Here is a 24,824-nt window from a genome sequence, read left to right on the forward strand (position 1 = left end):
ATCTTGACATAATGAAAATGAATCTATAAGATCATCAGGTTCGCCTCAATGATTTTTGCAAGTTAAATTTCTCAAAATTAAGATGTAATTGGAATTAAGATGCCAACAGTAAATCAATTGATAAGAGTCGGCCGTAAGGCAATTAAAATAAAAAGTAAGAGTTCGGCTTTAAATCAATGCCCTCAGAGAAGGGGTGTGTGCCTTCGTGTATATACTACCACGCCTAAGAAGCCAAACTCGGCATTAAGAAAGGTGGCGAGGGTTCGGTTAACGACTGGGCTTGAGGTGACGGCATATATACCTGGTATGGGGCATAATCTTCAGGAGCATTCTATCGTTTTGGTCAGGGGTGGTAGGGTGAAGGACCTTCCTGGTGTCAGATATCACATGATCCGTGGGGCGTTGGATGCCGTCGGGGTTGCTAATCGGAAGCAGGGGCGATCAAAGTATGGAGCAAAGCGTCCCAAGTAGTAGGCTTCGCGCTTTCACCTTCGCTTATTCAATTTAAAACTCGCTAATTTTTTTAGGGGAAAAAATGCCACGTAGGCCACTCGTTCTTCGTCAAAAGGTAGTGCAGGATGCCAGGTATAAGGACCAGGTTGTTGGGAGGTTTTTAAATATTCTCCTTCAGGACGGAAAGAAGAGTACGGCTGAAAGAGTTTGTTATGGTGCCTTTGATATTGTCAGGGATAAGACGGGAGATGAGCCTCTTAAGGTATTCCATGCTGCCCTTGGGAATGTCAAGCCGATGGTTGAGGTGAAGTCGAGGCGGGTTGGTGGGGCATCTTATCAGGTGCCGGTTGAAATCCGTCCTGTGCGGCAGGTGGCGTTGGCTTTGAGGTGGATTAAGCAGAGTGCTCTGGCGAGAAGTGGCAAGAGTATGAGGGAAAAGTTAGCGGCAGAGCTCATGGATGCTGCGAATAATAATGGTTCGGCGGTAAAGAAGCGGGATGAGACGCACCGGATGGCTGAGGCGAATAGAGCGTTTGCCCATTACCGGTGGTAGGTTTCATTCTTTGGTGTTTTCTTGGGTAGATGGTTTAATTCTCTGTTTAATCTTAATTGACTGAGCCCTTGGCGGCATTTTTTTGTGTGAGGGATTTGTGTCTGCAGATTTTATTTTAAGTCGAACTCGGAATATTGGGATTATGGCCCATATTGATGCCGGGAAGACTACGACAACGGAGCGGGTCCTCTATTACACCGGGGTTTCTCATAAAATTGGTGAGGTCCATGAGGGTGCGGCAACGATGGATTGGATGGAGCAGGAGCGGGAGAGGGGGATTACGATTACCTCTGCTGCCACCACCTGTTTCTGGAAAGAAAGTCGGATTAACATTATTGATACCCCTGGTCATGTGGATTTCACGATTGAGGTGGAGCGGTCGCTTCGGGTGCTCGATGGGGCTATAGCTGTTTTTGATTCGGTTCAGGGTGTGGAGCCGCAATCCGAGACCGTGTGGCGCCAGGCAGATAAATATCGCGTCCCACGAATTGTGTTTATGAATAAGATGGATCGAGTGGGGGCTGATTTTTTTGCAAGCGTAAAGTCTTTGGTTGACCGGCTTGGGGCCAAGCCTGTTCCTGTGCAATTGCCTTTGGGAAGTGAGGATGGATTGCGGGGGGTAATTGACCTTCTGGTTATGAAGGCGTTGGTTTTTGATGATGAGACTCTTGGGGCTGCCTATTCCGTTCAAGAAATTCCTGATGAATTTATGGGGGTGGCGAAAGAGTACCGCGAGAAATTATTGGATGCCGTTGTAGAGTTTGATGAAGTGGTGATGGAGCGGTATTTGGCTGGAGAGGTGCTTGGGGTAGATGAAGTTAAGCGGGTGATCCGGGCTGGGACGATAGGGTTGAAAATTAACCCGGTTTTTTGTGGGTCGGCATTTAAAAATAAAGGTGTTCAGCCGTTACTCGATGGTGTGGTGGATTATCTTCCTTCGCCGGTTGATCTTCCTCCGGTGGTGGGGATTGATCCTCATACTGAAGGGGAAATCACTAGGAAACCTCAAGATAGTGAGCCATTTGCTGCGTTGGCATTTAAGATAATGTCTGATCCTTTTTCCGGTCAATTGACGTATTTCAGGGTATATTCAGGGAAATTAACCGCTGGATCTTATGTTTATAACGTCGCAAAGGGGAAAAAGGAACGAGTAGGGCGATTGTTGAAAATGCATGCTAATAAGCGAGAAGAGATTGAGGAAGTCTCTGCTGGTGATATTGCTGCAGCTGTGGGACTCAAGGATACTCGAACGGGTGATACGCTTTGTGATGAGAAGCATCAGATATTGCTGGAAGTTATAAAATTTCCTGAGCCGGTTATTTCATTGGCGGTTGAGCCAAAAACTAAGCAAGATATGGATAAATTGGGCTATTCTTTGGAAAAGCTTGCTCAGGAAGATCCTTCTTTTCAAGTTAAATCTGATGATGAGACGGGCCAAACAATCATTTCTGGAATGGGCGAATTGCATCTTGAGATCATTGTGGATCGGCTCCTTCGGGAATTTAAGGTGCAGGCGAATGTAGGAAAGCCTCAGGTAGCTTATCGCGAAACTATTAAGGGAAGAGCTGAGGCTGAGGGGAAATATGTAAAGCAGACCGGTGGTCGTGGTCAGTATGGCCATGTGTGGTTGAGGGTTGAGCCCGCTGAGTCTGGCGTAGGGTTGGAGTTCGTCAATAAAATTGTTGGAGGTACGGTTCCAAGGGAATATATCGCTCCGGTTGAAAAAGGGGTTCGTGAGCGTATGGAGAGTGGAATTCTTGCCGGGTACCCTCTTCGTGACCTTAAGGTAACTTTATTTGACGGGTCTTTTCATGAGGTGGATTCGAGTGAGATGGCTTTTAAGATTGCGGGGTCAATGGCGTTGGTGAGTGCTTGCCAGAAGGCCGATTTGGTTTTATTGGAACCGGTCATGAAGGTTGAGGTGCTTGTTCCTCAAGATTTTATGGGGGATGTGATAGGTGATTTAAATAGTCGGCGGGGAAAAATTCATGGGATGCGGGCAAGAGGGACCTCTCAAATTGTCGATGCTGAGGTTCCTTTGAGTGAGATGTTTGGTTATTCCACAGATTTACGTTCAAAGACTCAGGGACGTGCGACGTATAGTATGGAATTTGAGTCTTATGAAGTGGTGCCAAAGCTCATGGCTCAACAAATCATAAAAAAGAATCAAGGGGAGTAGTATCCTCGTAAATTTTCTAACTCGGTACGGTAAGGATTTCAAGAGGAGGTAGGGCATGGCGAAGGCGAAGTTTGAGCGGAAGAAGCCGCATGTCAATGTGGGAACGATCGGGCATGTCGACCATGGCAAGACGACATTGACCTCGGCCTTGACGAAGGTGATGGGCGATACGGGGAAGGCCAAATTTATTCCCTATGATGAGGTGGCCAAGGCGAGTGAGAGCCAGGGGCGACGGGATCCGACCAAAATTCTGACCATTGCCATCTCCCATGTGGAATATGAAACGGATAATCGGCATTATGCGCACGTCGACTGCCCGGGGCATGCGGATTATGTGAAGAATATGATTACGGGGGCGGCGCAGATGGACGGCGCGATTTTGGTGGTGAGTGCCGCTGATGGGCCGATGCCGCAAACGCGGGAGCATATTTTGTTGGCGCGGCAGGTCGGGGTGCCCTTTATTGTGGTCTTTTTGAATAAAGCGGACAAGGTTGAAGATAAAGAGTTGTTGGAGTTGGTGGAATTGGAAGTGCGGGAGTTGCTCACGAAGTATGGCTTCCCGGGCGATGATGTGCCGGTGGTCATTGGGTCCGCGATCAAGGCGATTGAGGGGGATCAGAGTGAAGTGGGGGTCCCGTCGATTATGCGCTTATTGGAGGCCGTCGATAGCTATATCCCGACCCCGCAGCGGGCCATTGACAAGCCGTTTCTCATGCCGATTGAAGATGTCTTTACGATTAGCGGTCGGGGGACGGTGGTGACGGGCCGGGTGGAGCGCGGGGTGGTCAAGGTGGGGGATGAAATTGAGATTGTGGGGCTGAGGCCGACGCAGACGACGATTGTCACGGGCGTGGAAATGTTCCGGAAGGTGTTGGATGAGGGGCAGGCGGGTGACAATATTGGGGCGCTGTTGCGGGGTACGAAGAAAGAGGATGTGGAGCGGGGTATGGTGTTAGCCAAGCCGAAGAGTATTACGCCGCATACGAAATTCAAAGCGGAAGTGTATATTTTGACGAAGGATGAGGGCGGGCGGCATACGCCGTTTTTTAATGGGTATCGTCCGCAGTTTTACTTCCGGACGACGGATGTCACGGGGGTGGTGCAATTAAACCCGGGGGTGGAGATGGTGATGCCGGGGGATAATGTGTCGTTTGAGGGGGAATTGATCTCCCCGATTGCCATGGAGCAAGGGGTGCGATTTGCAGTGCGAGAAGGGGGCCGAACGGTGGGAGCCGGGGTGGTCACGGAAATCGTCGCGTAAGAACATACTGGTGTTAGTGGAAAGGGTAGGTTTTTGTGGATCGAGACCGCAGAATACGAATACGCTTAAAAGGTTTTGACTATAGGGTGTTGGATCAATCTCTTCGTGAGATTGTTGATACTGTTCGTCGGAGCGGAGCCCGCATTGCCGGACCGGTGCCACTCCCTACGAGGATTGAGAAGTGGACGGTTCAGAGATCGACTCACGTTGATAAAAAGTCACGTGAGCAGTTTGAAATCCGAACTCATAAGCGGTTGCTGGACATTATGGAACCAACGCCTGAGACTATGGACGCTTTGATGAAGCTGAATCTGGCGGCCGGAGTAGATGTGGAAATTAAGCTTTAGTTTTTGTGGTCAAGGCTTTCCTTAGTTTCGGTAAACTTAATCTAGGTAATTATTGAATTATGGTTAAAGGGTTGATAGGAAAAAAATTAGGAATGATTCAAGTGTTCGATGAGGAGCGGCGCCTTATCCCTGTGACGGTTATTGAAGCGGGTCCATGCGGAATTGTTCAGCTCAAAAAAAAGAGTACAGATGGCTATGAAGCCGTCCAAATAGGATTCGATGAGGTCCCGGAGCGGAAGCAATCAAAGGCCCAGTTGGGGCACCTGAAAAAAGCAGGAAATAAGGTTTGGCGTCATTTAAGGGAATTTGACTCTGCCGGGGATGCGGAGGTTGGCTCCATGGTTGACGTAAATTTATTTACCGAAGGTGAGCCAATTAATGTCCAGGGGATTTCTAAGGGAAAGGGTTTTCAGGGAGTTATTAAAAGGCATAATTATGCTGGTGGTCCCGCGTCCCATGGTTCAATGTTCCATCGAGCCCCTGGGTCTATCGGATCAAGCTCCTTTCCTTCAAGGGTGTTAAAGAATAAAAAGCTACCTGGTCATATGGGTAATAAGCGGATAACGGTTAGAGGTTTGAAGGTTTTCGGAATAAAGTCAGAAGAAAATATCCTGTTAATTACCGGGTCTGTCCCTGGTCCGGTCGGAGGGGTAGTCATTGTAAGGAAGGTTGGCTAATGCAGTCTATTGATGCTTTTCCCGTAATAGGCCAAGACGCTCGGCCTGTAGATAAAGTTGACTTAACTGATGGGGTTTTCAGTTCCACTGTCAATCCTTCGCTGGTTCATCGGGCTGTGGTGATGCAGCAATCAAGTAAAAGGCAGGGTACGGCTTCTACAATCGGGCGTGGCGAAGTAAGGGGTGGTGGTAAAAAACCTTGGAAGCAGAAACATACGGGGAGAGCAAGGTCTGGATCAAGTCGTTCTCCCATTTGGAGGGGTGGTGGGACCGTTTTTGGGCCGCAACCACGATCATATGCTTCCACGCTGCCAAAAAAAATGTATAGGGCGGCCCTGAAGGGGGCTCTTGCATCCAAGGTTGGAGATGGATTGATAGTTTTGGATGATCTAGCACTGCCAGAAATGAAAACACGTGAATTGGTTAAATTGTTATTAAATATTGGGGCAAGTGGAAAAGTCCTTTTAGTTATCCATGATGGTTTGGCCGATTTTTTTCGTCTTGGGAAAAATGTAAAAAATTTAAAGATCCTTCATGGCAAAGACCTTAATGTGTATGACGTGCTTTGGTGTGAGAAAATGGTAGTAACCAGAGTAGAGCTAGAACGAATCCAGGAAATTTGGGTGTAACGTGAATCCACATGATGTTTTGATACGTCCATTGTTAACAGAAAAAATCACGGCAATACGCGAAATAAAAAACGCTATTGCATTCTCCGTGCATCGTCAGGCAACGCGAATTGATGTTCGTAGAGCCGTGGAGAAGGTTTTTAGCGTAAAGGTCGCTTCTGTGAATATGATGAATGTTAAGGGCAAAAAGAAGCGACAAGGTCGTTTTACTGGTAAAAGATCGGATTGGAGAAAGGCCTTCATCACATTAAAAGAAGGTGAAAAAATAGAACTGTATGAAAGCGCCTAGTATGGTTTCTTTGTTTCATTTAATGAATGGTGAGAATTAGGTTATGCCAATAAAAGAATATAATCCAACATCACCTGGGCGAAGAGGAATGTCGGCAGTTACGGGTGAGGGGTTGTCGCGTAAAAGGCCTCTGAAATCCTTGACCACCTCTAATTCTAAGTCTGGTGGAAGGAATAACGCTGGGAGGATTACATCCCGATTTAAGGGTGGTGGACATAAGCGGCTTTATCGGAAAATTGATTTCAAACGTGACAAGTTTAAGGTTGTCGGTAAGGTTGCCGGTTTGGAGTATGACCCAAATCGTTCCGCTCGAATTGCACTGCTGTATTATGCAGATGGAGAGAAGCGCTATATTCTGGCTCCTTTTGGTTTAAAGGTGGGTGATTCAGTCCAGTCCGGTAGTGGAGTTGACGTGAGGGTTGGGAATGCGATGCCACTTATGGAAATGCCGCTTGGTATAGTGGTTCATAATGTTGAATTGAAGCCAGGGAAGGGTGCCCAGTTGGCTAGAAGTGCTGGGGCTTCTGCTCAGGTAATGGGCCGTGATGAAGGTTACGTCCAGATTAGATTAACGTCTGGTGAAATGAGAAAGATACTCGGAACATGTATGGCAACTATTGGCCAGGTGGGAAATACGGACCATAACAACGTAACTATTGGCAAAGCCGGCAGGTCACGATGGTTGGGACGTAAGCCTCATCAGCGTGGGGTTGTGATGAATCCGGTTGACCATCCGCATGGCGGTGGGGAGGGTAAGTCTGGTCAAGGTAATCCTCATCCCGTTTCACCGTGGGGGCAGCCTACCAAGGGTTTTAAGACTCGGAAGCCGCGAAATCAAAGCTCGCGTTTTATCATTGCAGGTAGAAAGAAAAAGTCCCGTTAATATAAGGGGGAATCGATGCCAAGGTCAGTTCATAAAGGTCCATTTGTCGATGACCATATTGCTAAAAAAGTAGAAAAGGCCAGGGAAGGGAGAGAGTCCAAGGTAATAAAAACTTGGTCTCGCCGTTCGACAATTATTCCGGATATGATCGGTTTGACTTTTGCGGTCCATAATGGGAAAAAATTTATTCCGGTTTTTATTACCGACAATATGGTTGGCCATAAATTGGGTGAATTCGCTCCAACAAGATTTTTTAAAGGACATGGGCATGCCAGGAGTGAGAAGGCAGTTGCGCTAAAGTAGGGAATTAACCGAATCCGAAGTCATGAAATACTTGAGAAGGTAGAATAAAGATATGACTGAAGCTAAAGCAATTCTTCGACATGTAAGACTGGCTCCACGTAAAGCAAGGTTAATGGTTGATTTGGTGAGGGGAAGGAATGCGGCGGAAGCATTGGCCATATTGAAATATACGCCAAGGTCAGCTGCCAGGGTGGTTGAACAATTGCTCTTTTCTGCAGTTTCCAACGCTGGGCAGAAAGATTTAGGTGACCCGGAAAATCTTAAAATTTCGAGGGCTTATGTGGATGGTGCTCAAATTTACAAACGGTTTCGCCCGCGATCAATGGGAAGGGCTAACCCTATTCATAAGCGAACAAGTCATATAACGATCGTTGTATGTCCAGCTAATTGATAAAGTGCCTTTATATTCAAAACTTGGGAGTTAGGGGGAGACAGAATACATGGGTCAAAAGACGCACCCGTATGGATTCAGATTAGGTTATACCCGTACATGGCATTCGCGATGGTATGCAAAAAAGGACTATGCGAAGCTTCTTCACCAAGATTTGTCTATAAGGGACGTGGTTAAAAAGCGATTGTATCATGCCGGCATATCAAGTGTAGAGATTGAACGGTCAGGTAACCAGCTGAAATTAATTATTCATACTGCCCGTCCTGGAATTATCATTGGGAGGAAGGGCGCTGAAGTTGATAAATTGAAGGCCACGCTTGAAAAAGAATATGGCAATGAAGTTTTCGTAAACGTGAAGGAAATTAAAAAGCCGGAATTGGATGCGCAGTTGGTTGCGGAAAATATTGCTACCCAATTGGAAAAGCGTGTCTCTTTTCGGCGTGCATTGAAGCGTAGTGTTGCATCTTCCCTTCGACTTGGGGCTTTGGGAATTAAAGTGTACTGTGCTGGACGCCTGGGTGGACATGAGATTGCCAGAACGGAATGGTATCGGGAGGGTCGAGTACCCCTTCATACTCTTAGGGCCGACGTGGAATATGGATTTGCAGAAGCAAAAACCGCAATGGGTCAAATAGGAGTTAAGGCTTGGATTTATAAAGGGGATGCTCAGATTCCTTCTTTGGAAAAATCCGAGCCTTCCTTGGGTTTTTTATAAAAGATTAAAAGATTTAAGTGATTGGAGTAATTGAAAGATGTTAGCTCCGAAAAGGGTAAAATTCAGAAAGGTTCAAAAAGGCCGAATGCGTGGGAAGGCCTACCGTGGGGGGGAAATCGCCTACGGGGTGTTTGGCCTTAAAGCCATGGAGCCCGGAAGAATTACTGCCAGGCAAATCGAAGCAGCTCGTATTGCTATGACCAGACATGTAAAAAGGGGTGGAAGGATTTGGACCAGAATATTCCCTGATAAACCCATTACGAAGAAACCTGCGGAAGTTCGAATGGGAAAAGGAAAGGGTAACCCTGAGTATTGGGTTGCACCTATAAAGTCTGGAAGAATTTTGTTTGAAATGGATGATGTTTCCCAAATCGTTGCGGAAGAGGCTTTGCGTTTAGCAGGACATAAGTTACCTGTGGCAACAAAGTTTGTTATTCGTGGCGAAATACCGGTTTTGTAGGTATTGGATATGGAAATGGACGAAATAAAAAATTTAGAAAAAATTGAATTGCTTGAAAAAGTAAATAAATTGAAACAAGAATTGTTTCATTTTAGGAGTCAATTGGCATTGGGGCGAATGGAAAACCCCATGAGAATACGTGAGACAAGAAAAAATATCGCCAGGGTTCAAACGGTTCTTCGCCAAAAAGCTACCTAGTCAACCACGATTTTGAAGGAAAGTTGCTCCACTATGACACAGACCAGGGCTATGCCTCGATCGCTTACGGGAAAAGTTGTCAGTAATAAAATGCAAAAGACCGTAGTGGTTGAAGTTGTTCGCATTGAGCGCCATTCTTTGTATGGGAAAGTTATGAGAAAAAAAACCAAGATAAAAGCTCATGACGAAATAAACCAATGCCTAATAGGTGATCAGGTTAATATTGTTTATGCGCGCCCTTTAAGCAAGAGCAAGCACTGGCGTGTTGCAGAGGTCTTAACTAAGCGAGTGACCACCTAGGATTACAGAAGAAGGTGTCTTATATTTTCCCTTGAGTTTGTAAGAAATAGAGTTAATAAATGATACAAAATTATACCTATCTTGATGTTGCTGATAATTCAGGCGCGAAAAATGTCATGTGCTTTCATGTATTGGGTGGTACAAAGCGTCGGTATGGATCTTTGGGTGACATTATTGTTGTGGCAGTGAAAGAGGCAATTCCAAAGGCATCCGTTAAAAAGGGTGACGTGATGAAGGCTGTGATTGTGCGAACAAAAAAAGGCCGACGTCGAGAGGATGGTTCACACATTAAATTTGACCGGAATGCTTGTGTCTTAGTAAACGCTCAGGGAGACCCGGTTGGAACTCGTATCTTTGGACCGGTTGCAAGAGAGTTAAGAAAGAAGAAATATATGAAAATCATATCTCTGGCCCCAGAAGTCATTTAGGTAGGTTATTATGTCTGAAAAATTTCGAATAAAAAAAGGCGATATGGTTATGGTTATCGCTGGCAAGGAGCGTGGGAAGACGGGTAAGGTCCTCCAGGTCCAAACAAAAGATGCCAGAGTCACAGTTGAAAAGCTCAACATATTAAAACGTCATACAAAGCCCAACGCAAAAAACAAACAGGGTGGAATTCTTGAAAGGGAAGGTTTTATAGCCATTTCAAACGTCATGGCTTTCTGTGAATCCGCTAAGAAACCTTCTAGGATTAAAATGAAAACTTTTGATGATGGACGAAAAGTGCGTGTTTACCAAAAAGATTCAAACGAAGTTTTGGAAAAAAGCTGATGAAATCAAAATCGGTTACGAAACAAACAGCTAAAACAAAAGAAAAAGCTGTAGGTTCTTCTGCTATTAAACCGACGGATTATGTTCCTAGGATTAAGGCGATGTACCAAGAAAAAGTCATTCCGGCTATGATGAAGGAATTTGGCTATCAAAATCCCATGCAGGTCCCTCGGGTTGAGCGGATTGTCTTAAATATTGGAATGGGAGAAGCCGTTCAAAATGTAAAGTTGTTAGAAAGTGCTGCTGCAGAACTTGAGCAAATTTCAGGACAAAAGCCTGTCCTGACTCGTTCAAAGAAGGCCATAGCTGGATTTAAATTGCGTGAAGGAATTCCGATCGGAACCAAGGTTACATTAAGGGGCGCAAGAATGCATGAGTTCTTGGACCGATTGGTATCCGTGGCTTTGCCGAGAATTCGGGATTTCCGTGGGATCTCACCAAAAGCTTTCGACGGACGAGGGAACTATACTCTGGGTTTAAAAGAACAGCTAGCATTTCCTGAAATTAAATATGACGATGTTGCATCAATACATGGTATGGATATTACGTTTGTTACCACCGCTCAACGGAATGATGAAGCCAAATCTTTATTGACCCACTTGGGAATGCCTTTTAGAAAACCCTAGAGAGGGAAAGGAGCGTACGTGTCAAGGTTAGCATTAAAGAATAAGGCTAAGCGAAAGCCAAAATTCACAGTTCGCCACTATAATCGCTGCGCTCTTTGCGGCAGAGTGAGAGGTTTTTTGCGACGTTTCCTTATGTGTCGAATTTGTTTTCGTTTCCTTAGTTTGAAGGGTGATATCCCTGGTGTCACTAAATCTAGTTGGTAGACTTCTTGTGGTAAACGGATTTTTTGGGTATTTGGCTAATCATTCAATACGAGGTTTTTTAGCATGTCGATGACTGATCCTCTCGCAGATTTATTCGTGCGAATTCAAAATGCGGGACGCCGTGGACACGATTTGGTTAAAATCCCATCTTCTCGTGTTAAAAAAGATATACTAAGAATTTTCAAGGAAGAAGGATTTATTCGTGACTACAAGGCAGCTACGGGTGCTAATGGCCACCCGGTTATTGAAGTATCGCTTCGATATGCCCCTGGTAGACAAAAGAAGTCCTTCATAACTGGGATAAAAAGAATAAGTAAGCCTGGATGTAGAGTTTATGCTGGGAAAGAAGATCTGCCACGGGTAATGCGTGGATTGGGTTTGGCAATCTTGACCACTGACCGTGGGTTATTAACGGACGAGCAATGCCGGAGTTCCCAGGTTGGCGGTGAAATTCTGTGCCATATTTGGTAATTTTTGGATACTTATTTACTTGGTTTTTTAATTAATAGGTAAATCATGTCGAGGATTGGAAGAAAGCCGATATCAATTCCAAAGGGCGTGGAAGTGCGCGTCCTTGATGGAAACGTTTTGGTGAAGGGACCGCTCGGTGAGTTGCAATGGAACCTAAACCCAGGAATACAAATCAGTATCGAAAATGAGGAAGTTTCCTTAACCCGGAATAGCGATTCGGCAAAACTCAAGGCCTTGCATGGACTAACAAGGGCTGAACTCGCAAATCAGGTAAAGGGGGTGAAGGAGGGTTTTCAGGAAAACCTAGAAGTGATGGGGGTTGGATACCGTGCCCAAATTCAAGGAAAAGAATTGAGCTTTTCCGTAGGATATGCTCATCCCGTATCAATGGGATTGCCAAAAGGGGTAGAGGCGTCTGTTGACAAACAAACTTCGATTTCTCTTAAGGGTATTGATAAACGAATGGTTAGCTTGGTTGCAGCTCAAATCAGAGGTATGAAGGTTCCTGATGTGTACAAGCAAAAAGGTATAAAGTATGTTGGTGAAATACTTCGTAAAAAAGCTGGCAAAGCCGGTAAAAAGTAGGTTGAACTTGTGAATATACTTGAAAAACAAAAAAGATTAAGTAAACGAAGTAGGCGCGTCCGTTTGCGCATCGTGGGCTTGTCTTCCCGCCCACGATTAAGTGTATTTAGAAGTAATTCTCATATCTATGCCCAGATCATTGATGATTCGGCTGGGCGCACTTTGGTTTCTGCGTCATCCTGCGACCCTGGTTTAAAAGACAAGATAAAATCTGGTGGGAATATTGAAGCGGCGAAAATGGTTGGACAAGCAATCGCTGAACGGGCAAAAGCCATACCAATTGAACTAGTCGTCTTTGATAGAGGTGGAAGATTGTATCATGGTCGGGTAAAGGCTTTGGCAGATGCCGCGCGTTCCGGAGGACTGAAATTCTAATCAGAACCAGCCTTAAATTTTGCTAAAGGGAAGGATTCACTTCTGTGAGGGTTAATGTTGAAGAGCTCAATTTAAAAGATAAGCCGGTTGTAATTAACCGAGTGGCCAAGGTAGTGAAAGGTGGAAAACGCTTTTCATTTTCGGCCTTGGTGGTTGTGGGTGATGGTGATGGTTGGGTGGGTGTGGGAAAAGGTAAAGCGACTGAAGTTCCATCTGCTATAGCTAAAGCCGTGGCTCATGCAAAAAAAAATCTTATCAGAATACCCCTTAAATCGAATACCATACCCCATGAGGTGCATGGATATTTTGGTGGGGAACACATTGTCTTAAAACCTGCCAAGCAGGGTACTGGGATCATTGCAGGAGGAGCAGTTCGCTCATTGTTGGAAGTGGCTGGTGCTCAGAATATCGTTGCGAAAACCCTAGGTCGTGGGAATCCTTTTAACGCAGTGAGAGCAACCATTCAAGGGTTGAGTCAACTCCGTGATCCACATGAAGTAAGAGAGTTGCGTCGAACCGCTGTCGGGATGGAAGATTAATAGATATCGAAATGACCAGTCAGGAAACCAGGAAATCATGGTGACACCAACCAATCTCTCAATTACATTAAAGCGAAGCACAATAGGCCATCCAGATAAGATGCGTGTGGTTTTATTGGGGCTTGGACTTAGGAAAATTGGACAGACGGTTAGCCGTCCGGATACAGCCCAAGTACGGGGTTTAATTTATAAAGTCAGGCATCTTATTGAGGTTGCAGGTTCATGAAGCTACACGATTTACATCCGTCTCCAGGATCAAAAACCAAGAGAAAACGCCTTGGCCGTGGGCCTGGTTCAGGTTTGGGAAAGACATCTGGAAAAGGGCATAAGGGGTTGTTGGCCCGTTCAGGTCGGGCTAATCAAGCTGGTTTCGAGGGAGGGCAAATGCCGCTTGCCCGAAGATTACCCAAACGTGGGTTTACAAACATTTTTCGGATTCAATATTCCGTAATAAATATTAAAGATTTGGTTGCTCAGGAAAAAACTACGAACTTTAACCCAACCGTATTTAATGAAATTGGGTTAACTAAAGGCCGAAACCAACAAATTAAAATACTTGGATCTGGTGAAGTCGACCGTCCTATAGTTGTTGAAGCACATAAATTTAGTGATTCTGCCAAACAAAAAATTGAGAATGCCGGGGGGCAAGCAAAGGTGATTGGCCGTGCTTGAGCGGCTTGTCACGAGCATTCAAAATATTTTCAAAATTCCGGAGTTGCGTAGCCGGGTAATATTCACCTTGTCTATGCTTGCAGTATATCGAATCGGGGCTCATGTCCCCACACCCGGAATTAATAATGAAGAACTTTTCAAGTTTCTTACTGAACGAGGCGGAGCCCTCATGGGGTTCCTTGATATTTTTTCTGGAGGCGCATTATCGAGATTGACGATTTTCGCCTTGGGCATAATGCCCTATATTAGCGCCTCAATTATTTTACAGCTCCTTACGGTCGTTGTTCCGCATCTTTCGAAATTAGCAAAAGAAGGAGAACGAGGAAGAAAGACGATCATTCAGTATACCAGGTATGGCACGATCCTTATTGCCCTAATTCAAGGATTTGGTATTGCTCTTGGCCTTGAAGGCATGAATGATGGGGCATTTGTTCTTGACCCTGGTTGGCCTTTTCGTTTGATGACAGTGATTACGTTGGTAGCCGGAACGGCCTTTCTTATGTGGTTAGGAGAACAGATTACCGAACGCGGGGTGGGAAACGGAATTTCCCTTATAATTTTTTCAGGTATCGTTGCTAGTCTTCCAAGTGCGGTGGTTCAAACATTTGATCTATATCAGGTTGGTCAAATCAGCCTCCTCTTACTGCTAATCCTTGGGGTCGTGATGTTGGCAGTAATGGGGGCTATAGTGTTTCTGGAAAGCGGACGAAGAAAAATTGCGGTTCAATATGCCAAGCGAATAGTCGGGAGACGGGTTTATGGTGGGCAAAACACTCATATACCTTTGAAAATAAATACGGCTGGTGTGATCCCGCCAATTTTTGCTTCATCAATAATCGCATTTCCAGCCACGATAGCAAGTTTCATACAGGTGCCGTGGGTTCAAAGTATCGGTGCGCAATTAGCCCCGGGTTCTTTGTTGTATACGATGCTATACGTTGGAATGATTATCTTTTTCTGTTTTTTCTATACCGCTGTGGTTCTTAACCCTGTTGATATGGCAGACAACATGAAAAAATATGGGGGATTTATCCCTGGGGTAAGACCTGGACAAAAAACTGCGGACTTTATTTATAAGGTACTGACAAGGATTACTTTTGCTGGAGCAATTTATTTAGCAATTGTATGCGTTATTCCGGAACTTTTGATTTACAGACTAAATATGCCATTCTACTTTGGGGGTACCTCACTTTTGATTGTCATTGGAGTGGGTTTGGATACCGCCCAACAAATTGAAAATCATATGCTCATGCGGAATTATGAGGGCTTTCTTGGAAAAGGTTCCTTGAAGGGAAGAAGTGGTTAATGGAATGAGGGTGATATTTCTTGGTCCTCCAGGAGTTGGAAAAGGTACCCAAGCCGAATTTATTGCAAAAAAATTCGGGATTCAAAAACTTTCGACCGGAGATTTGCTTAGGGAAAGCGTTGATCGTGGTACAACGCTTGGAAAAGAAGCTAAGCATTTCATGGAACGTGGGGAATTAGTTCCCGATAATGTAGTAATTGGTTTGGTTGAAGAAAAATTGGCATCTTCAGAGTGCCGTGATGGTTTTCTGTTAGATGGATTTCCTCGAACGGTAGCCCAAGCAGATAAATTGTCAACGTTTTTGGGAGGGAATGGAGAGGCCATTGATCGTGTTGTATATTTTTCTCTTCCAGAATCTGACATAATCGAACGAATAAGTGGAAGAAGGAGTTGCCCAAAATGTAAGGCAGTATATCACCTCAAGTCCATACCACCAAAAAAAAATGGGGTATGCAATGAATGTGAAGTGCCACTTATCCAACGAAATGATGATAAACCGGAAACTATTCAATCCAGATTGGTTGTATATCAAAAGCAAACAGAGCCCTTAATCCAATATTATAAGGACCGGGGAATTCTTTCAGAATTGGATGGGTCAGGGGTAGTTTCTACGGTTCAGGATAGATTGGTAGCTCTCCTTACCCAGTCAAGATAGAATGATCATCATAAAAACGGCTGAGGAAATTGAACTCATTGCTCGTGCCGGGAAAATTGTAACTCATTGTCATCAATTGCTGGTAAATGCAGTGAGACCAGGTATAACTACCTTGGAATTAGATAGGCTTACAGAGGAATGTATTCTTGAAATGGGTGGAATTCCAGCTTTTAAAGGGTATAGAAATTTCCCCAATAGTCTTTGTGCATCTATTAACGAAGAAGTCGTTCATGGAATACCCTCAAGGCGTGAATTGAAAGAGGGAGATATCATCGGATTGGATGTGGGGGCCATTGTTGAGGGGTTTTATGGAGATGGAGCTGTGACAGTTTCGGTTGGGGCCGTTCCTGAAAAAATTCAATTATTGATTGGAGTCACTCGAGAAGCCCTACTTAAAGGACTCGAAAAGGCTGTTGTGGGTAATCGTCTTTCAGATATTTCTTTTGCCATTCAAACACATGTAGAAAATCATGGGTATTCGGTTGTGCGTGATTTTGTGGGCCATGGTATTGGGCGCCAGTTGCACGAAGAGCCTCAGGTTCCAAATTATGGAAGACCAGGACAGGGACCGCGTTTAAAGCCTGGGATGGCTCTTGCCATAGAGCCAATGGTTAATCTGGGAGGATCGGCGGTCAAAGTCTTGAAAGATGGATGGACGGCAGTCACTTGCGATAATTCACTTTCTGCCCACTTTGAACACACAATCACAATTGAAGCGAATGGTGCGCCTCGCATTTTAACAGGTTAGTCCTAGGTTGGAGGTCAGGTAAATTTCCTCATGGGAAAAGAAGATATTATCGAGGTTCAAGGGGCAGTAACAGAAACTTTGCCGAATGCGATGTTTCGGGTTCAGTTAGAAAATGGACATAGGATATTAGCTCATATTTCTGGAAAGATGCGGATGCATTTTATTAGAATTTTGCCAGGAGATAAGGTGACAGTGGAATTATCTCCATATGACCTGACTCGTGGACGGATTACCTATCGGTTTAAATAGAGGTTGTTATCGTGAAAGTTAAATCATCAGTAAAACCAATTTGTGTTAAATGTAAGGTCATTCGCCGCAAAGGGGTTGTAAGAGTTCTATGCACAAACCCCAAGCACAAGCAGCGACAGGGGTAGGGTTCGTCAATGTTTTTGGTGGATAGATTAAGCCAATCCCTAGAGAGAGGAAAGTAAGAAATGGCTCGTATCGCAGGCGTAGAATTGCCGGTAGGAAAACGGATCGATGTTGGATTAACCTATATTTTCGGAATTGGTCCTGCCAGTTCACGGGATATATTGCAAAAGACGGGTGTTTCTCCTGAAACGAGGGTGAAGGACCTAGAAGAAGATGAAGTGGTCCGTTTGAGGGAGACAATTGACAAGGATTACGACGTAGAGGGTGACCTTAGGAAAGAAATCACGATGAGTATTAAACGTTTGATGGATATCGGAACTTATCGTGGGTTACGACATCGGAAAGGTCTGCCGGTGAGAGGTCAGAGGACAAAAACAAATTCACGAACGAGAAAAGGGCGACGTGGGGCTATTGGGGGAAAAGTTAGGAAATGAGCTGCTGAAAGGGATCTTTCATGAGTGTTAAAAAGGGAAAAAAGAAGGATAGAAAAGTTTTACAAGTCGGTATCGTGCATATCATGGCCTCATTTAATAATACCATCGTGACGATAACGGATATGACCGGTGGGGCTGTAACTTGGGCCAGTGCCGGTAGTCAAGGATTTAAGGGGTCGAGAAAGAGCACCCCATTTGCCGCTACGCGTGCAGGTGAAGTGGCCGCAAAAAAAGCAATGGAATTTGGCCTTCGACAAGTGGATGTCTATGTAAATGGCCCTGGGTCTGGACGAGAAGCTGCAGTGAGAGCCCTTCAATCCGCTGGTTTGCGAGTCAATCTTATTCGTGATGTAACGCCGATTCCCCATAATGGGTGTCGGCCTCCTAAGCGAAGGCGAGTGTAATTTATCAGAGAGGTTTTTGTAGATTATCGGTTTTTCGTGAACTGGAGATAGGGGGAGAAAGTCCATGGCCAAATATACTGGTCCTGTATGTCGGTTATGTCGGCGTGAGGGAGTGAAGTTGTTTTTAAAAGGCACTAGGTGTATGACTGAAAAATGCGCAATTGAGCGTCGTAGTTATCCTCCTGGACAGCATGGGCAATCACGGCGAGGCCGTGCGACGGAATATGGCACTCAGCTAAGGGAAAAACAAAAGCTTCGGCGTGTATATGGTATGCAGGAACGACAATTCCTGAATACCTACCATCGAGCCGTCAGACGTAAGGGGATCACCGGCGAGCATTTGTTGAGCCTGCTAGAGCGAAGACTTGATAATGTTGTGTATCGCCTGGGATTTGCCTCATCACGTGGCCAAGCCAGACAGTTGGTGAATCACGGTCATGTGATGTTGAATGGCCGAAAAGTCACTATTGCTTCGGTAACCGTGAACGTCGGGGATATTATCGAAATCAGGGAGAAGAGCCGTCAGCTTGTTCCGGTCCAAGCCGCCCTGGAAATTACCAGTGGTCGGGGAGTTCCGAATTGGTTAGAGATGGAGCGGAATTTATTAAAGGGTACCGTCCAGGCCATTCCCACTAAACAGGACATTGATGTTCTGGTCAATGAACAGATTGTAGTGGAGCTGTATTCACGGTAAATTTTCCTGCCGGAGATAGAGCGGATGTTGCGAATGGATCACATATATGGCCTTGGGACCAAGAAAGGGAGACGCGATCCTTATGATAAATAGCATGAAGGATTTCCAAATACCCACGAAGTTGGAATTGGAAAAGGACACTGCTTCACCTACTTATGGCAAGTTTACGGCCGAACCATTTGAGCGAGGTTTTGGAACCACCATGGGGAATTCCCTTAGGCGGGTCTTGCTTTCTTCGCTTCCTGGAGCAGCTGTCACCTCTGTAAAGATTGAGGGAGTATATCATGAGTTTTCGACCATTCCCGGTGTGACCGAGGATGTTACGATTATCATTTTGAATATTAAGGCGTTACGGTTGCGTTTGCATTCTGACAAGGCTAAGGCGATACGCCTGAAAAAGAAGGGGCCTGGGGAAGTGTTAGCCGCAGATTTATCTGTAGACCCGGACGTGGTAGTTTTGAACCCAGATTTTCATATTGCTACTTTGGATAAAGATGGGCTGTTGGATATTGAACTCATTGTGAAACCTGGACGTGGGTATGTTCCTGCTGAACGGAATAAAGAAGAAGGGTTGCCAATAGGGGTCATCCCGGTAGACTCTGTTTTTTCTCCCATTAAACGGGTTAATTTCAGTGTGGAAAGTGCTCGGGTTGGTCGGATCACAGATTATGATAAACTCATTCTGGAAGTGTGGACGGACGGAAGCATAACTCCGCAGGAAGCTGTCACCTCAGCGGCAGGAATTCTTCGCAATCATCTTGATATTTGCCTGCCATCTGAAGAAAGGGGAGAGCCAGCTCAAGAAGAGGGTGGAGATGAGAGCAAGATGTTGATTAACCAACATCTATTTCGAAGTGTAAATGAATTAGAACTGTCGGTCCGCGCTGCAAATTGCCTGAAAAATGCTAACATTAAATCAATAGGTGATTTGGTTCATAAAAGCGAAAATGAAATGTTAAAGACTAAAAACTTTGGGAAAAAATCATTGAATGAAATTAAAGAGGTCTTAGCAGAAATGGGGTTGACCTTAGGAACCAAAGTGAGTGAAGTGACAGAATCCCAAACCTGAACTTTTTTCAAAGGACGTGTATTGTGCGTCATAGAAAACGCGGTAGACAATTAGGACGAAACAGTAAACATCGGTTGGCTTTATTTAGAAATTTGGTCACATCTCTCATGGAACATGAGCGAATTGAAACCACGGAGGCTAAAGCGAAAGAACTTCGTGGGATCACCGATAGACTGATTACTCTTGGGAAGCAAGGAACTCTTCAAGCCAGAAGAGGGGCTTTGCGTGTGTTACGAACCAAACAAACGGTTCAAAAGCTTTTTGATGACGTTGCCAAGCGTTTTCCTGAGAGGAACGGTGGCTATACAAGGATTATTAAAACTCGTCAACGCCCAGGGGACGCAGCAAAACTGGTAGCTATTGAATTGGTTGAAAAAACGAATGAATCCGATAAGGAGATAGTTTCCTCAACCGCCAGTTAGAAATGTATAGAGCGTAGTCTTTTAAATCTATCATTCTCACTGCTCCTGTTCCTCCAGCATAGTTTCTTCTCCCCTCCTTCAATATGTCACAGGGTTAAGGTCTTTTATTTACTTGACCTGGACCCTGTGCTATTCTTTTTTATGGGTTTTTTACCCTAAGGGTGGTCGTTCGACCGAGCAGGGATAAATGCAATTTTATGGTACGAGAGCCGTTTTAACTCTGCTAGTTTTAGGTATGACAATATTTATCGGAAGTCGTGTGATAAATCACATGCAAACACGAAGCCAAGACACAACTTTGGTAACATTAGAGGAACAGCAAGGAGCTGACGCGTGGATTCAGGGATTTAATTACCGCCAAACTCGATCCGGCTCCACAAAATGGGTTGTAAATGCTGATCAAGCCAAGGTCTTTGATAAAGAGCATGTAGCCAAGTTGGAAACGGTTCAAGTCCACCTTTTTGATGGAGAGTTTCAAAAGGAACAATTAAAAATTACCTCTGAAAAAGGCGTAATGAATACATCAAGCAATGACTTTGAGTTAATAAGCAAAAATGAAAAAACTGTTATGACTTTTGAGTCTGGTTATCAAGTGTTTTCAGATAAATTGACCTGGAACGAAGAAGCACGGCAGATACACACTCCGGATCAAGTGCTTATCAAAGGGGATGGCTTAACCATCACCGGAACAGGATTAGAAGGAGACGTGGATAAGCATGAGTTTCATTTGCTCAAAAATGTTCGTGCTGAGTTGGTGTCGCCATAAGAGTTTCAATGCCGATCTCATTCGGTTGGTTGATTTTTGCGATTATACTGGTCCACGTTCCCATTGTGGCAATGGGAGAAGAGCCAAAAGCCTCTACGGTCATTACTTCTAAGACGATGACGGCCAGTAGCGAAAAAAACGTCGCCATCTTTCAAGGAGCAGTCAAAATGGTTCAAGGCGAACTGGTGGTGCATTCTGATGTGATGATCGTGTATTTCAAAGAAAAAGCACCTTCAAATCCCTCTGCTGCAACAGATTCAGGAGCCAAATCAGAATCTGGAAATGAAATTAATTATATTGAGGCGAAAGGGAATGTGAGAATTGAAAAAGGGGAAAGTCGAGCTACCAGTCAACATGCCTTGTATTACAAATCGGAAGAAAAGGTTATCTTGACCGGTTCTCCCGTAGCCTGGCAGACCGGAACAAGAATTAGCGGTCCCAAAATGACCATGTTTTTAAAAGAAAACCGGAGTATGGTAGAAGGTGGAACCCGGGTAATAATTGATGGATCGGAGCAAAATTAGAATTTGCGGGCTTGTAATCCGACTGCCATGATTCTTGGTGTATTCATCGTGCTCCCATAAAACTGGATTTTTGATTGTGATTGACAAGGGCCGATCAACCCAATCATGGTTTGATCGTAGATTCTGTGACTTGAGTTTGAGGAATCTGCTCGGTTCAACGTTTTCTTGGAAATCGAGATCCGCATGATTGAATCAAGGAATGCAAATGCTTGAAGCACGTGGGAAATCTCTTCATAGAATTTCTGCCAAGGATTTAAAGAAGAGCTATAAAGGTCGACAAGTCGTTAGGGGCGTCAGTTTGGAATTGTTGGGAGGAGAAGTTGTTGGGCTTCTCGGTCCTAATGGTGCTGGCAAGACGACGATTTTTGATATGGTTGTGGGGCTTTGTCAACCTGACCAAGGGAAAATATTTCTCAACAACGATGAGATTACTTTCCTGCCCATGTACAAGCGGGCAAGGCGGGGAATTGGATATTTGCCACAAGAAGCTTCAATTTTTCGAAGGCTTTCGGTTGAGGATAATGTATTGGCAGTCTTGGAAACATTGGATCTCCCAGCGTCTGGCCGGAAAGCGAGATTAGATGAATTGTTAGAGGAGTTGGATCTGACTCGGCTTCGTAGACATGGCTCCTATACTCTCTCAGGTGGAGAGCGTCGACGTTTGGAAATTACGCGCGCATTAGCCACAAACCCAAAATTCTTACTCTTGGATGAGCCTTTTGCCGGAATTGATCCAATTGCGGTGGGGGATATTCAAGATATATTAACCAGTTTAAAAAGAAAAAATATCGGCATCCTGATTACAGACCACAATGTCCAAGATACGCTTTCCATTACCGATCGAGCCTATATAATAAGCGAAGGAACGATTTTAGAAAGTGGTCCCCCTGATGTCATTGTGAATAGTCCAAAAGCCAGGGCTGTCTACCTGGGCGAACGCTTCAAAATGATGCAATAAAGAGGAAGTGGGTTTCTGCAATGGATCTTCGGTTAGACCTTCGGTTATCTCAAAAGTTGGTGATGACTCCCCAACTGCAACAAGCAATTAAGTTGTTGCAACTCTCTCGTTTAGAACTTCAGCAAACGTTGGCTCAACACTTAGTAGAAAATCCCCTCTTAGAAGATTTGGCCCTGGAAGCCCAGGATGAAGAACCTTCAGTGGGGGAAGAGCCCGCAGGGGAGGTGAAAGGGCCTGACGCTGAAAGTGAGCCTTCAGGTGAGGTCGCGGAGGTTCAACCAACCATCAAAGAAGGCGAGCCGTTGTCCTCCGAGGAGTGGGACAATATTTTGGGGAACGATTGGAGGCCTGCTCAGCGGGATGAGGCCTACTCGGGGGATGAAGAATTTCCTTCATATGAACAAACTCTCACCAAACCGACCTCTCTTGAGGAGCACCTGGATTGGCAACTTCGTCTCTCATCTCTTGCAGGGGATGACCGAGATATTGGCAGAATGATCATAGGAAATTTGGATGAAGACGGGTATATGCGTGTCCCAATTCCCGAATTAGCTGAAGACGCCAAATGCTCTGTTGAACATGTTGAGGGAGTGCTCCGTCAGATTCAGCAGTTTGATCCTCCAGGTGTGGCGGCTCGGGATTTAGCAGAATGCTTATTGATCCAACTGGATCACCTACAACATGATGAGACTGAACTAACCTCTCATTTGCAAGCAGCGGTGCCCATGCATGTGGTGGCTGCTATCCTGAAAGATCATTTAGTCGATCTTCAGAAAAAACGGTATCAGTCTGTAGCCAAAACATTGAGCGTGACTCTGGATGAAGTCTATGAAGCTGTTCGGGTGATAGAGAGTCTGGAACCGAAGCCAGGTCGCCCCTATTTTTCGGATAGTAACTCAATTATTATTCCAGATGTCTACGTCGTGAAGTATGAAGGGGAGTGGGTCGTGCTGTTAAATGATGATGGCCTCCCTCGATTGAGAATCAGTCCGTATTATCGGCGACTCCTTTCCCACTCCGGCGAAGATGCTGGGAATACGAAAAACTATCTTGAAGAAAAATTGAAGGGCGCACAATGGATTATTCGGAGTATTGATCAGAGGAACAAAACGATTGTGAAAGTCGTCAAAAGCCTGGTGAAGTTTCAAGAAGCTTTTTTGGAAAAGGGGATTCAGTATCTTCGGCCATTAGTCTTGAAGCAGGTGGCCGAAGATGTGGGTATGCATGAGTCAACAATTAGCCGGGTGACGACCAATAAGTATTTGCATTGCCCCCAGGGAATTCTTGAACTGAAATTCTTTTTTAATGCAGGGATTCAGCGGGCTGACAACCGTGGAGAGGATATGTCCTCTGTGACTGTTCGTGAGATGATTCGGGAGATGGTGGCACAAGAAGATGCAGCCAATCCGTTGAAAGATCAGGAGATCGTCTCCAGGCTCCGTCATAAAAATATTTTGATTGCCCGTCGAACTGTAGCGAAATATCGGGCTGAATTACATATTTCTTCTGCTAGCCAACGAAAAAGAATTCCCACATAATTCTTAACAGCGGACTTCAGGCCCCAGACACAATAGTGAGTGTTGCAGAAAGCTGATCTCATTGAGTCTCAGGTTTCCGTTAGTCTGGTTGAAATGAGCCGGTCCATGCACGATGATTGTGGAAGCGAAACGATGCCGAGTGAGTCACCTCAAGCTTCTCTGAAAAACGATCCGTTGCCACTTCAACTGATGATGGTGACGGGGACGTCGGGATCTGGCAAAACCCAAGCCTTGAAGTGCTTAGAGGATTTGGGCTTTTTCTGTGTGGATAATCTTCCACCGGCCTTATTTCAAAAATTCACTGAATTGTGTATTCAACCTGACAAAGATGTGAGGAAGGTTGCCCTGGGGATTGATATTCGTGAACGGGCTTTTTTTGAGGATCTATTGAGCAATCTCGAAGCTTTACAAAGTGATGGCTGTCACGTTGAGTTGCTTTTTTTAGAGGCACATGATGATATTTTAGTCAGGCGTTTTTCTGAATCTCGGCGTCCGCATCCATTACTCCCCCATCGACCGATTATTGAGGGCATTCAACTAGAGCGTGAACGCTTACAAAGTCTTCGGGCTAGAGCCCATCGCGTGCTGGATACGTCGGAGTTTTCCGTTCACGATCTCAAAGCCTGGATCATTAAACATTATCGAGAGAGGGGTGAAGGGCAAGTCCTGAAACTTAGTCTCATGAGTTTTGGCTATAAATTCGGAGTGCCCTTCGATGTGGATATGGTGTTTGATGTCCGTTTTCTTCGCAATCCTCATTTCGTGCCTGACCTTCAGCCTTTAACAGGGGAGCATGGCGATATTCAACGTTTTGTCCTAGACACGAGGGAGGCGAAAGTCTTTCTTGACCATTTAAAAGAATTGTTTGCTTTTTTGTTGCCAATGTTCGAAAGGGAACAACGAAGTTATGTTACCGTTGCTTTCGGGTGTACGGGTGGGAGACATCGATCGGTGGCGATGGTCCTGCGTATGAAAGAGATTTTGAATATTTTGGGCTATGACGTCACGATTCACCATCGAGAAATATCAAAAGAGGCGAATCCAGGCTAATTT

At 45.0% G+C, this 24,824-nt stretch carries 39 protein-coding genes and 1 pseudogene; all 40 read left to right on the forward strand.

The window, feature by feature from the left end; translation table 11 throughout:
* Window positions 1-99 precede the first annotated feature (99 nt).
* The 40 genes and pseudogenes from rpsL (at window position 100) to rapZ (ending at window position 24,821) form a co-directional block, all read left to right on the forward strand.
* Complete coding sequence (gene rpsL, locus PJI16_08585; protein ID MDT3777610.1) at window positions 100-471, forward strand: 30S ribosomal protein S12; 372 nt, start codon at window positions 100-102, stop codon at window positions 469-471.
* Between the two features lie 64 nt (window positions 472-535).
* Complete coding sequence (gene rpsG / locus PJI16_08590; protein ID MDT3777611.1) at window positions 536-1,006, forward strand: 30S ribosomal protein S7; 471 nt, start codon at window positions 536-538, stop codon at window positions 1,004-1,006.
* Window positions 1,007-1,103: 97 nt separating this feature from the next.
* Window positions 1,104-3,185, forward strand: a complete 2,082-nt coding sequence (fusA, locus tag PJI16_08595; GenBank protein MDT3777612.1) for an elongation factor G — start codon at window positions 1,104-1,106, stop codon at window positions 3,183-3,185.
* 55 nt (window positions 3,186-3,240) lie between these two features.
* Window positions 3,241-4,446, forward strand: coding sequence for an elongation factor Tu (gene tuf / locus PJI16_08600; protein ID MDT3777613.1), 1,206 nt, complete (start codon window positions 3,241-3,243; stop codon window positions 4,444-4,446).
* Between the two features lie 35 nt (window positions 4,447-4,481).
* Window positions 4,482-4,793 carry a 30S ribosomal protein S10 gene (gene rpsJ, locus PJI16_08605; GenBank protein ID MDT3777614.1) on the forward strand — a complete coding sequence of 104 codons (312 nt, stop codon included), beginning with the start codon at window positions 4,482-4,484 and terminating at the stop codon, window positions 4,791-4,793.
* A 59-nt stretch (window positions 4,794-4,852) separates the two neighbouring features.
* Window positions 4,853-5,470, forward strand: coding sequence for a 50S ribosomal protein L3 (gene rplC / locus PJI16_08610; GenBank protein MDT3777615.1), 618 nt, complete (start codon window positions 4,853-4,855; stop codon window positions 5,468-5,470).
* A complete protein-coding gene (gene rplD, locus PJI16_08615; protein MDT3777616.1) occupies window positions 5,470-6,099 on the forward strand; it encodes a 50S ribosomal protein L4 in 630 nt (209 codons plus the stop codon). The genes rplC and rplD overlap by 1 nt, the downstream gene beginning before the upstream one ends.
* Before the next feature lies 1 nt (window position 6,100).
* Window positions 6,101-6,388 (forward strand): 50S ribosomal protein L23, encoded by a 288-nt coding sequence (locus tag PJI16_08620; protein MDT3777617.1) that lies wholly within the window; start codon window positions 6,101-6,103, stop codon window positions 6,386-6,388.
* Between the two features lie 43 nt (window positions 6,389-6,431).
* Window positions 6,432-7,271 (forward strand): 50S ribosomal protein L2, encoded by an 840-nt coding sequence (gene rplB, locus PJI16_08625; GenBank protein ID MDT3777618.1) that lies wholly within the window; start codon window positions 6,432-6,434, stop codon window positions 7,269-7,271.
* A 15-nt stretch (window positions 7,272-7,286) separates the two neighbouring features.
* Entirely contained in the window at window positions 7,287-7,574 is a 288-nt protein-coding gene (rpsS, locus tag PJI16_08630) for a 30S ribosomal protein S19 (protein ID MDT3777619.1), read from the forward strand.
* A 52-nt stretch (window positions 7,575-7,626) separates the two neighbouring features.
* Entirely contained in the window at window positions 7,627-7,965 is a 339-nt protein-coding gene (rplV, locus tag PJI16_08635; protein MDT3777620.1) for a 50S ribosomal protein L22, read from the forward strand.
* Window positions 7,966-8,014: 49 nt separating this feature from the next.
* Window positions 8,015-8,680, forward strand: a complete 666-nt coding sequence (gene rpsC, locus PJI16_08640) for a 30S ribosomal protein S3 (GenBank protein MDT3777621.1) — start codon at window positions 8,015-8,017, stop codon at window positions 8,678-8,680.
* 37 nt (window positions 8,681-8,717) lie between these two features.
* Entirely contained in the window at window positions 8,718-9,140 is a 423-nt protein-coding gene (gene rplP / locus PJI16_08645) for a 50S ribosomal protein L16 (GenBank protein ID MDT3777622.1), read from the forward strand.
* 9 nt (window positions 9,141-9,149) lie between these two features.
* Window positions 9,150-9,338: a 50S ribosomal protein L29 gene (gene rpmC / locus PJI16_08650; GenBank protein MDT3777623.1), complete on the forward strand. Its 189-nt coding sequence runs from the start codon at window positions 9,150-9,152 to the stop codon at window positions 9,336-9,338.
* A 33-nt stretch (window positions 9,339-9,371) separates the two neighbouring features.
* Window positions 9,372-9,638 (forward strand): 30S ribosomal protein S17, encoded by a 267-nt coding sequence (gene rpsQ / locus PJI16_08655; GenBank protein MDT3777624.1) that lies wholly within the window; start codon window positions 9,372-9,374, stop codon window positions 9,636-9,638.
* Between the two features lie 59 nt (window positions 9,639-9,697).
* Window positions 9,698-10,066, forward strand: a complete 369-nt coding sequence (gene rplN / locus PJI16_08660; GenBank protein ID MDT3777625.1) for a 50S ribosomal protein L14 — start codon at window positions 9,698-9,700, stop codon at window positions 10,064-10,066.
* Between the two features lie 10 nt (window positions 10,067-10,076).
* Entirely contained in the window at window positions 10,077-10,409 is a 333-nt protein-coding gene (rplX, locus tag PJI16_08665; protein MDT3777626.1) for a 50S ribosomal protein L24, read from the forward strand.
* Window positions 10,406-11,035, forward strand: coding sequence for a 50S ribosomal protein L5 (gene rplE / locus PJI16_08670; protein MDT3777627.1), 630 nt, complete (start codon window positions 10,406-10,408; stop codon window positions 11,033-11,035). Before rplX ends, rplE begins: the two co-directional genes overlap by 4 nt.
* Window positions 11,036-11,053: 18 nt before the next feature.
* Window positions 11,054-11,239: a type Z 30S ribosomal protein S14 gene (locus PJI16_08675; GenBank protein ID MDT3777628.1), complete on the forward strand. Its 186-nt coding sequence runs from the start codon at window positions 11,054-11,056 to the stop codon at window positions 11,237-11,239.
* Window positions 11,240-11,302: 63 nt separating this feature from the next.
* Window positions 11,303-11,710: a 30S ribosomal protein S8 gene (rpsH, locus tag PJI16_08680; GenBank protein ID MDT3777629.1), complete on the forward strand. Its 408-nt coding sequence runs from the start codon at window positions 11,303-11,305 to the stop codon at window positions 11,708-11,710.
* 45 nt (window positions 11,711-11,755) lie between these two features.
* Window positions 11,756-12,295: a 50S ribosomal protein L6 gene (gene rplF / locus PJI16_08685; protein ID MDT3777630.1), complete on the forward strand. Its 540-nt coding sequence runs from the start codon at window positions 11,756-11,758 to the stop codon at window positions 12,293-12,295.
* 9 nt (window positions 12,296-12,304) lie between these two features.
* On the forward strand, window positions 12,305-12,670 hold the full coding sequence (rplR, locus tag PJI16_08690; protein ID MDT3777631.1) for a 50S ribosomal protein L18: 366 nt from the start codon (window positions 12,305-12,307) through the stop codon (window positions 12,668-12,670).
* Window positions 12,671-12,714: 44 nt separating this feature from the next.
* The gene (gene rpsE, locus PJI16_08695; protein ID MDT3777632.1) at window positions 12,715-13,209 is read left to right on the forward strand and encodes a 30S ribosomal protein S5; all 495 of its coding nucleotides are present in this window, start codon (window positions 12,715-12,717) and stop codon (window positions 13,207-13,209) included.
* A gap of 37 nt (window positions 13,210-13,246) precedes the next feature.
* A complete protein-coding gene (gene rpmD, locus PJI16_08700) occupies window positions 13,247-13,435 on the forward strand; it encodes a 50S ribosomal protein L30 (protein MDT3777633.1) in 189 nt (62 codons plus the stop codon).
* Window positions 13,432-13,881: a 50S ribosomal protein L15 gene (gene rplO / locus PJI16_08705; GenBank protein ID MDT3777634.1), complete on the forward strand. Its 450-nt coding sequence runs from the start codon at window positions 13,432-13,434 to the stop codon at window positions 13,879-13,881. Before rpmD ends, rplO begins: the two co-directional genes overlap by 4 nt.
* Complete coding sequence (secY, locus tag PJI16_08710; protein ID MDT3777635.1) at window positions 13,874-15,187, forward strand: preprotein translocase subunit SecY; 1,314 nt, start codon at window positions 13,874-13,876, stop codon at window positions 15,185-15,187. Before rplO ends, secY begins: the two co-directional genes overlap by 8 nt.
* 4 nt (window positions 15,188-15,191) lie before the next feature.
* Window positions 15,192-15,842: an adenylate kinase gene (locus tag PJI16_08715; GenBank protein MDT3777636.1), complete on the forward strand. Its 651-nt coding sequence runs from the start codon at window positions 15,192-15,194 to the stop codon at window positions 15,840-15,842.
* A 1-nt stretch (window position 15,843) separates the two neighbouring features.
* Entirely contained in the window at window positions 15,844-16,590 is a 747-nt protein-coding gene (gene map / locus PJI16_08720; protein ID MDT3777637.1) for a type I methionyl aminopeptidase, read from the forward strand.
* A 30-nt stretch (window positions 16,591-16,620) separates the two neighbouring features.
* Entirely contained in the window at window positions 16,621-16,839 is a 219-nt protein-coding gene (gene infA / locus PJI16_08725) for a translation initiation factor IF-1 (protein ID MDT3777638.1), read from the forward strand.
* A gap of 11 nt (window positions 16,840-16,850) precedes the next feature.
* Window positions 16,851-16,964: a 50S ribosomal protein L36 gene (gene rpmJ / locus PJI16_08730; protein MDT3777639.1), complete on the forward strand. Its 114-nt coding sequence runs from the start codon at window positions 16,851-16,853 to the stop codon at window positions 16,962-16,964.
* Between the two features lie 60 nt (window positions 16,965-17,024).
* On the forward strand, window positions 17,025-17,396 hold the full coding sequence (gene rpsM / locus PJI16_08735) for a 30S ribosomal protein S13 (GenBank protein MDT3777640.1): 372 nt from the start codon (window positions 17,025-17,027) through the stop codon (window positions 17,394-17,396).
* A gap of 20 nt (window positions 17,397-17,416) precedes the next feature.
* Complete coding sequence (gene rpsK, locus PJI16_08740) at window positions 17,417-17,800, forward strand: 30S ribosomal protein S11 (GenBank protein ID MDT3777641.1); 384 nt, start codon at window positions 17,417-17,419, stop codon at window positions 17,798-17,800.
* A 64-nt stretch (window positions 17,801-17,864) separates the two neighbouring features.
* A complete protein-coding gene (gene rpsD, locus PJI16_08745; GenBank protein MDT3777642.1) occupies window positions 17,865-18,494 on the forward strand; it encodes a 30S ribosomal protein S4 in 630 nt (209 codons plus the stop codon).
* 82 nt (window positions 18,495-18,576) lie between these two features.
* Window positions 18,577-19,563 (forward strand): DNA-directed RNA polymerase subunit alpha, encoded by a 987-nt coding sequence (locus tag PJI16_08750; protein ID MDT3777643.1) that lies wholly within the window; start codon window positions 18,577-18,579, stop codon window positions 19,561-19,563.
* 23 nt (window positions 19,564-19,586) lie between these two features.
* Window positions 19,587-19,940, forward strand: a pseudogene (rplQ, locus tag PJI16_08755) (50S ribosomal protein L17).
* A gap of 232 nt (window positions 19,941-20,172) precedes the next feature.
* Entirely contained in the window at window positions 20,173-20,751 is a 579-nt protein-coding gene (lptC, locus tag PJI16_08760) for an LPS export ABC transporter periplasmic protein LptC (protein ID MDT3777644.1), read from the forward strand.
* A gap of 8 nt (window positions 20,752-20,759) precedes the next feature.
* A complete protein-coding gene (locus tag PJI16_08765) occupies window positions 20,760-21,275 on the forward strand; it encodes an LptA/OstA family protein (GenBank protein MDT3777645.1) in 516 nt (171 codons plus the stop codon).
* A gap of 205 nt (window positions 21,276-21,480) precedes the next feature.
* The gene (gene lptB, locus PJI16_08770) at window positions 21,481-22,233 is read left to right on the forward strand and encodes an LPS export ABC transporter ATP-binding protein (protein MDT3777646.1); all 753 of its coding nucleotides are present in this window, start codon (window positions 21,481-21,483) and stop codon (window positions 22,231-22,233) included.
* A 20-nt stretch (window positions 22,234-22,253) separates the two neighbouring features.
* Entirely contained in the window at window positions 22,254-23,771 is a 1,518-nt protein-coding gene (rpoN, locus tag PJI16_08775; protein MDT3777647.1) for an RNA polymerase factor sigma-54, read from the forward strand.
* Between the two features lie 105 nt (window positions 23,772-23,876).
* Window positions 23,877-24,821 (forward strand): RNase adapter RapZ, encoded by a 945-nt coding sequence (gene rapZ, locus PJI16_08780; GenBank protein MDT3777648.1) that lies wholly within the window; start codon window positions 23,877-23,879, stop codon window positions 24,819-24,821.
* Window positions 24,822-24,824 lie beyond the last annotated feature (3 nt).

The sequence above is a fragment of the Nitrospira sp. MA-1 genome (genome assembly GCA_032139905.1).
Lineage (GTDB): Bacteria > Nitrospirota > Nitrospiria > Nitrospirales > UBA8639 > Nitrospira_E.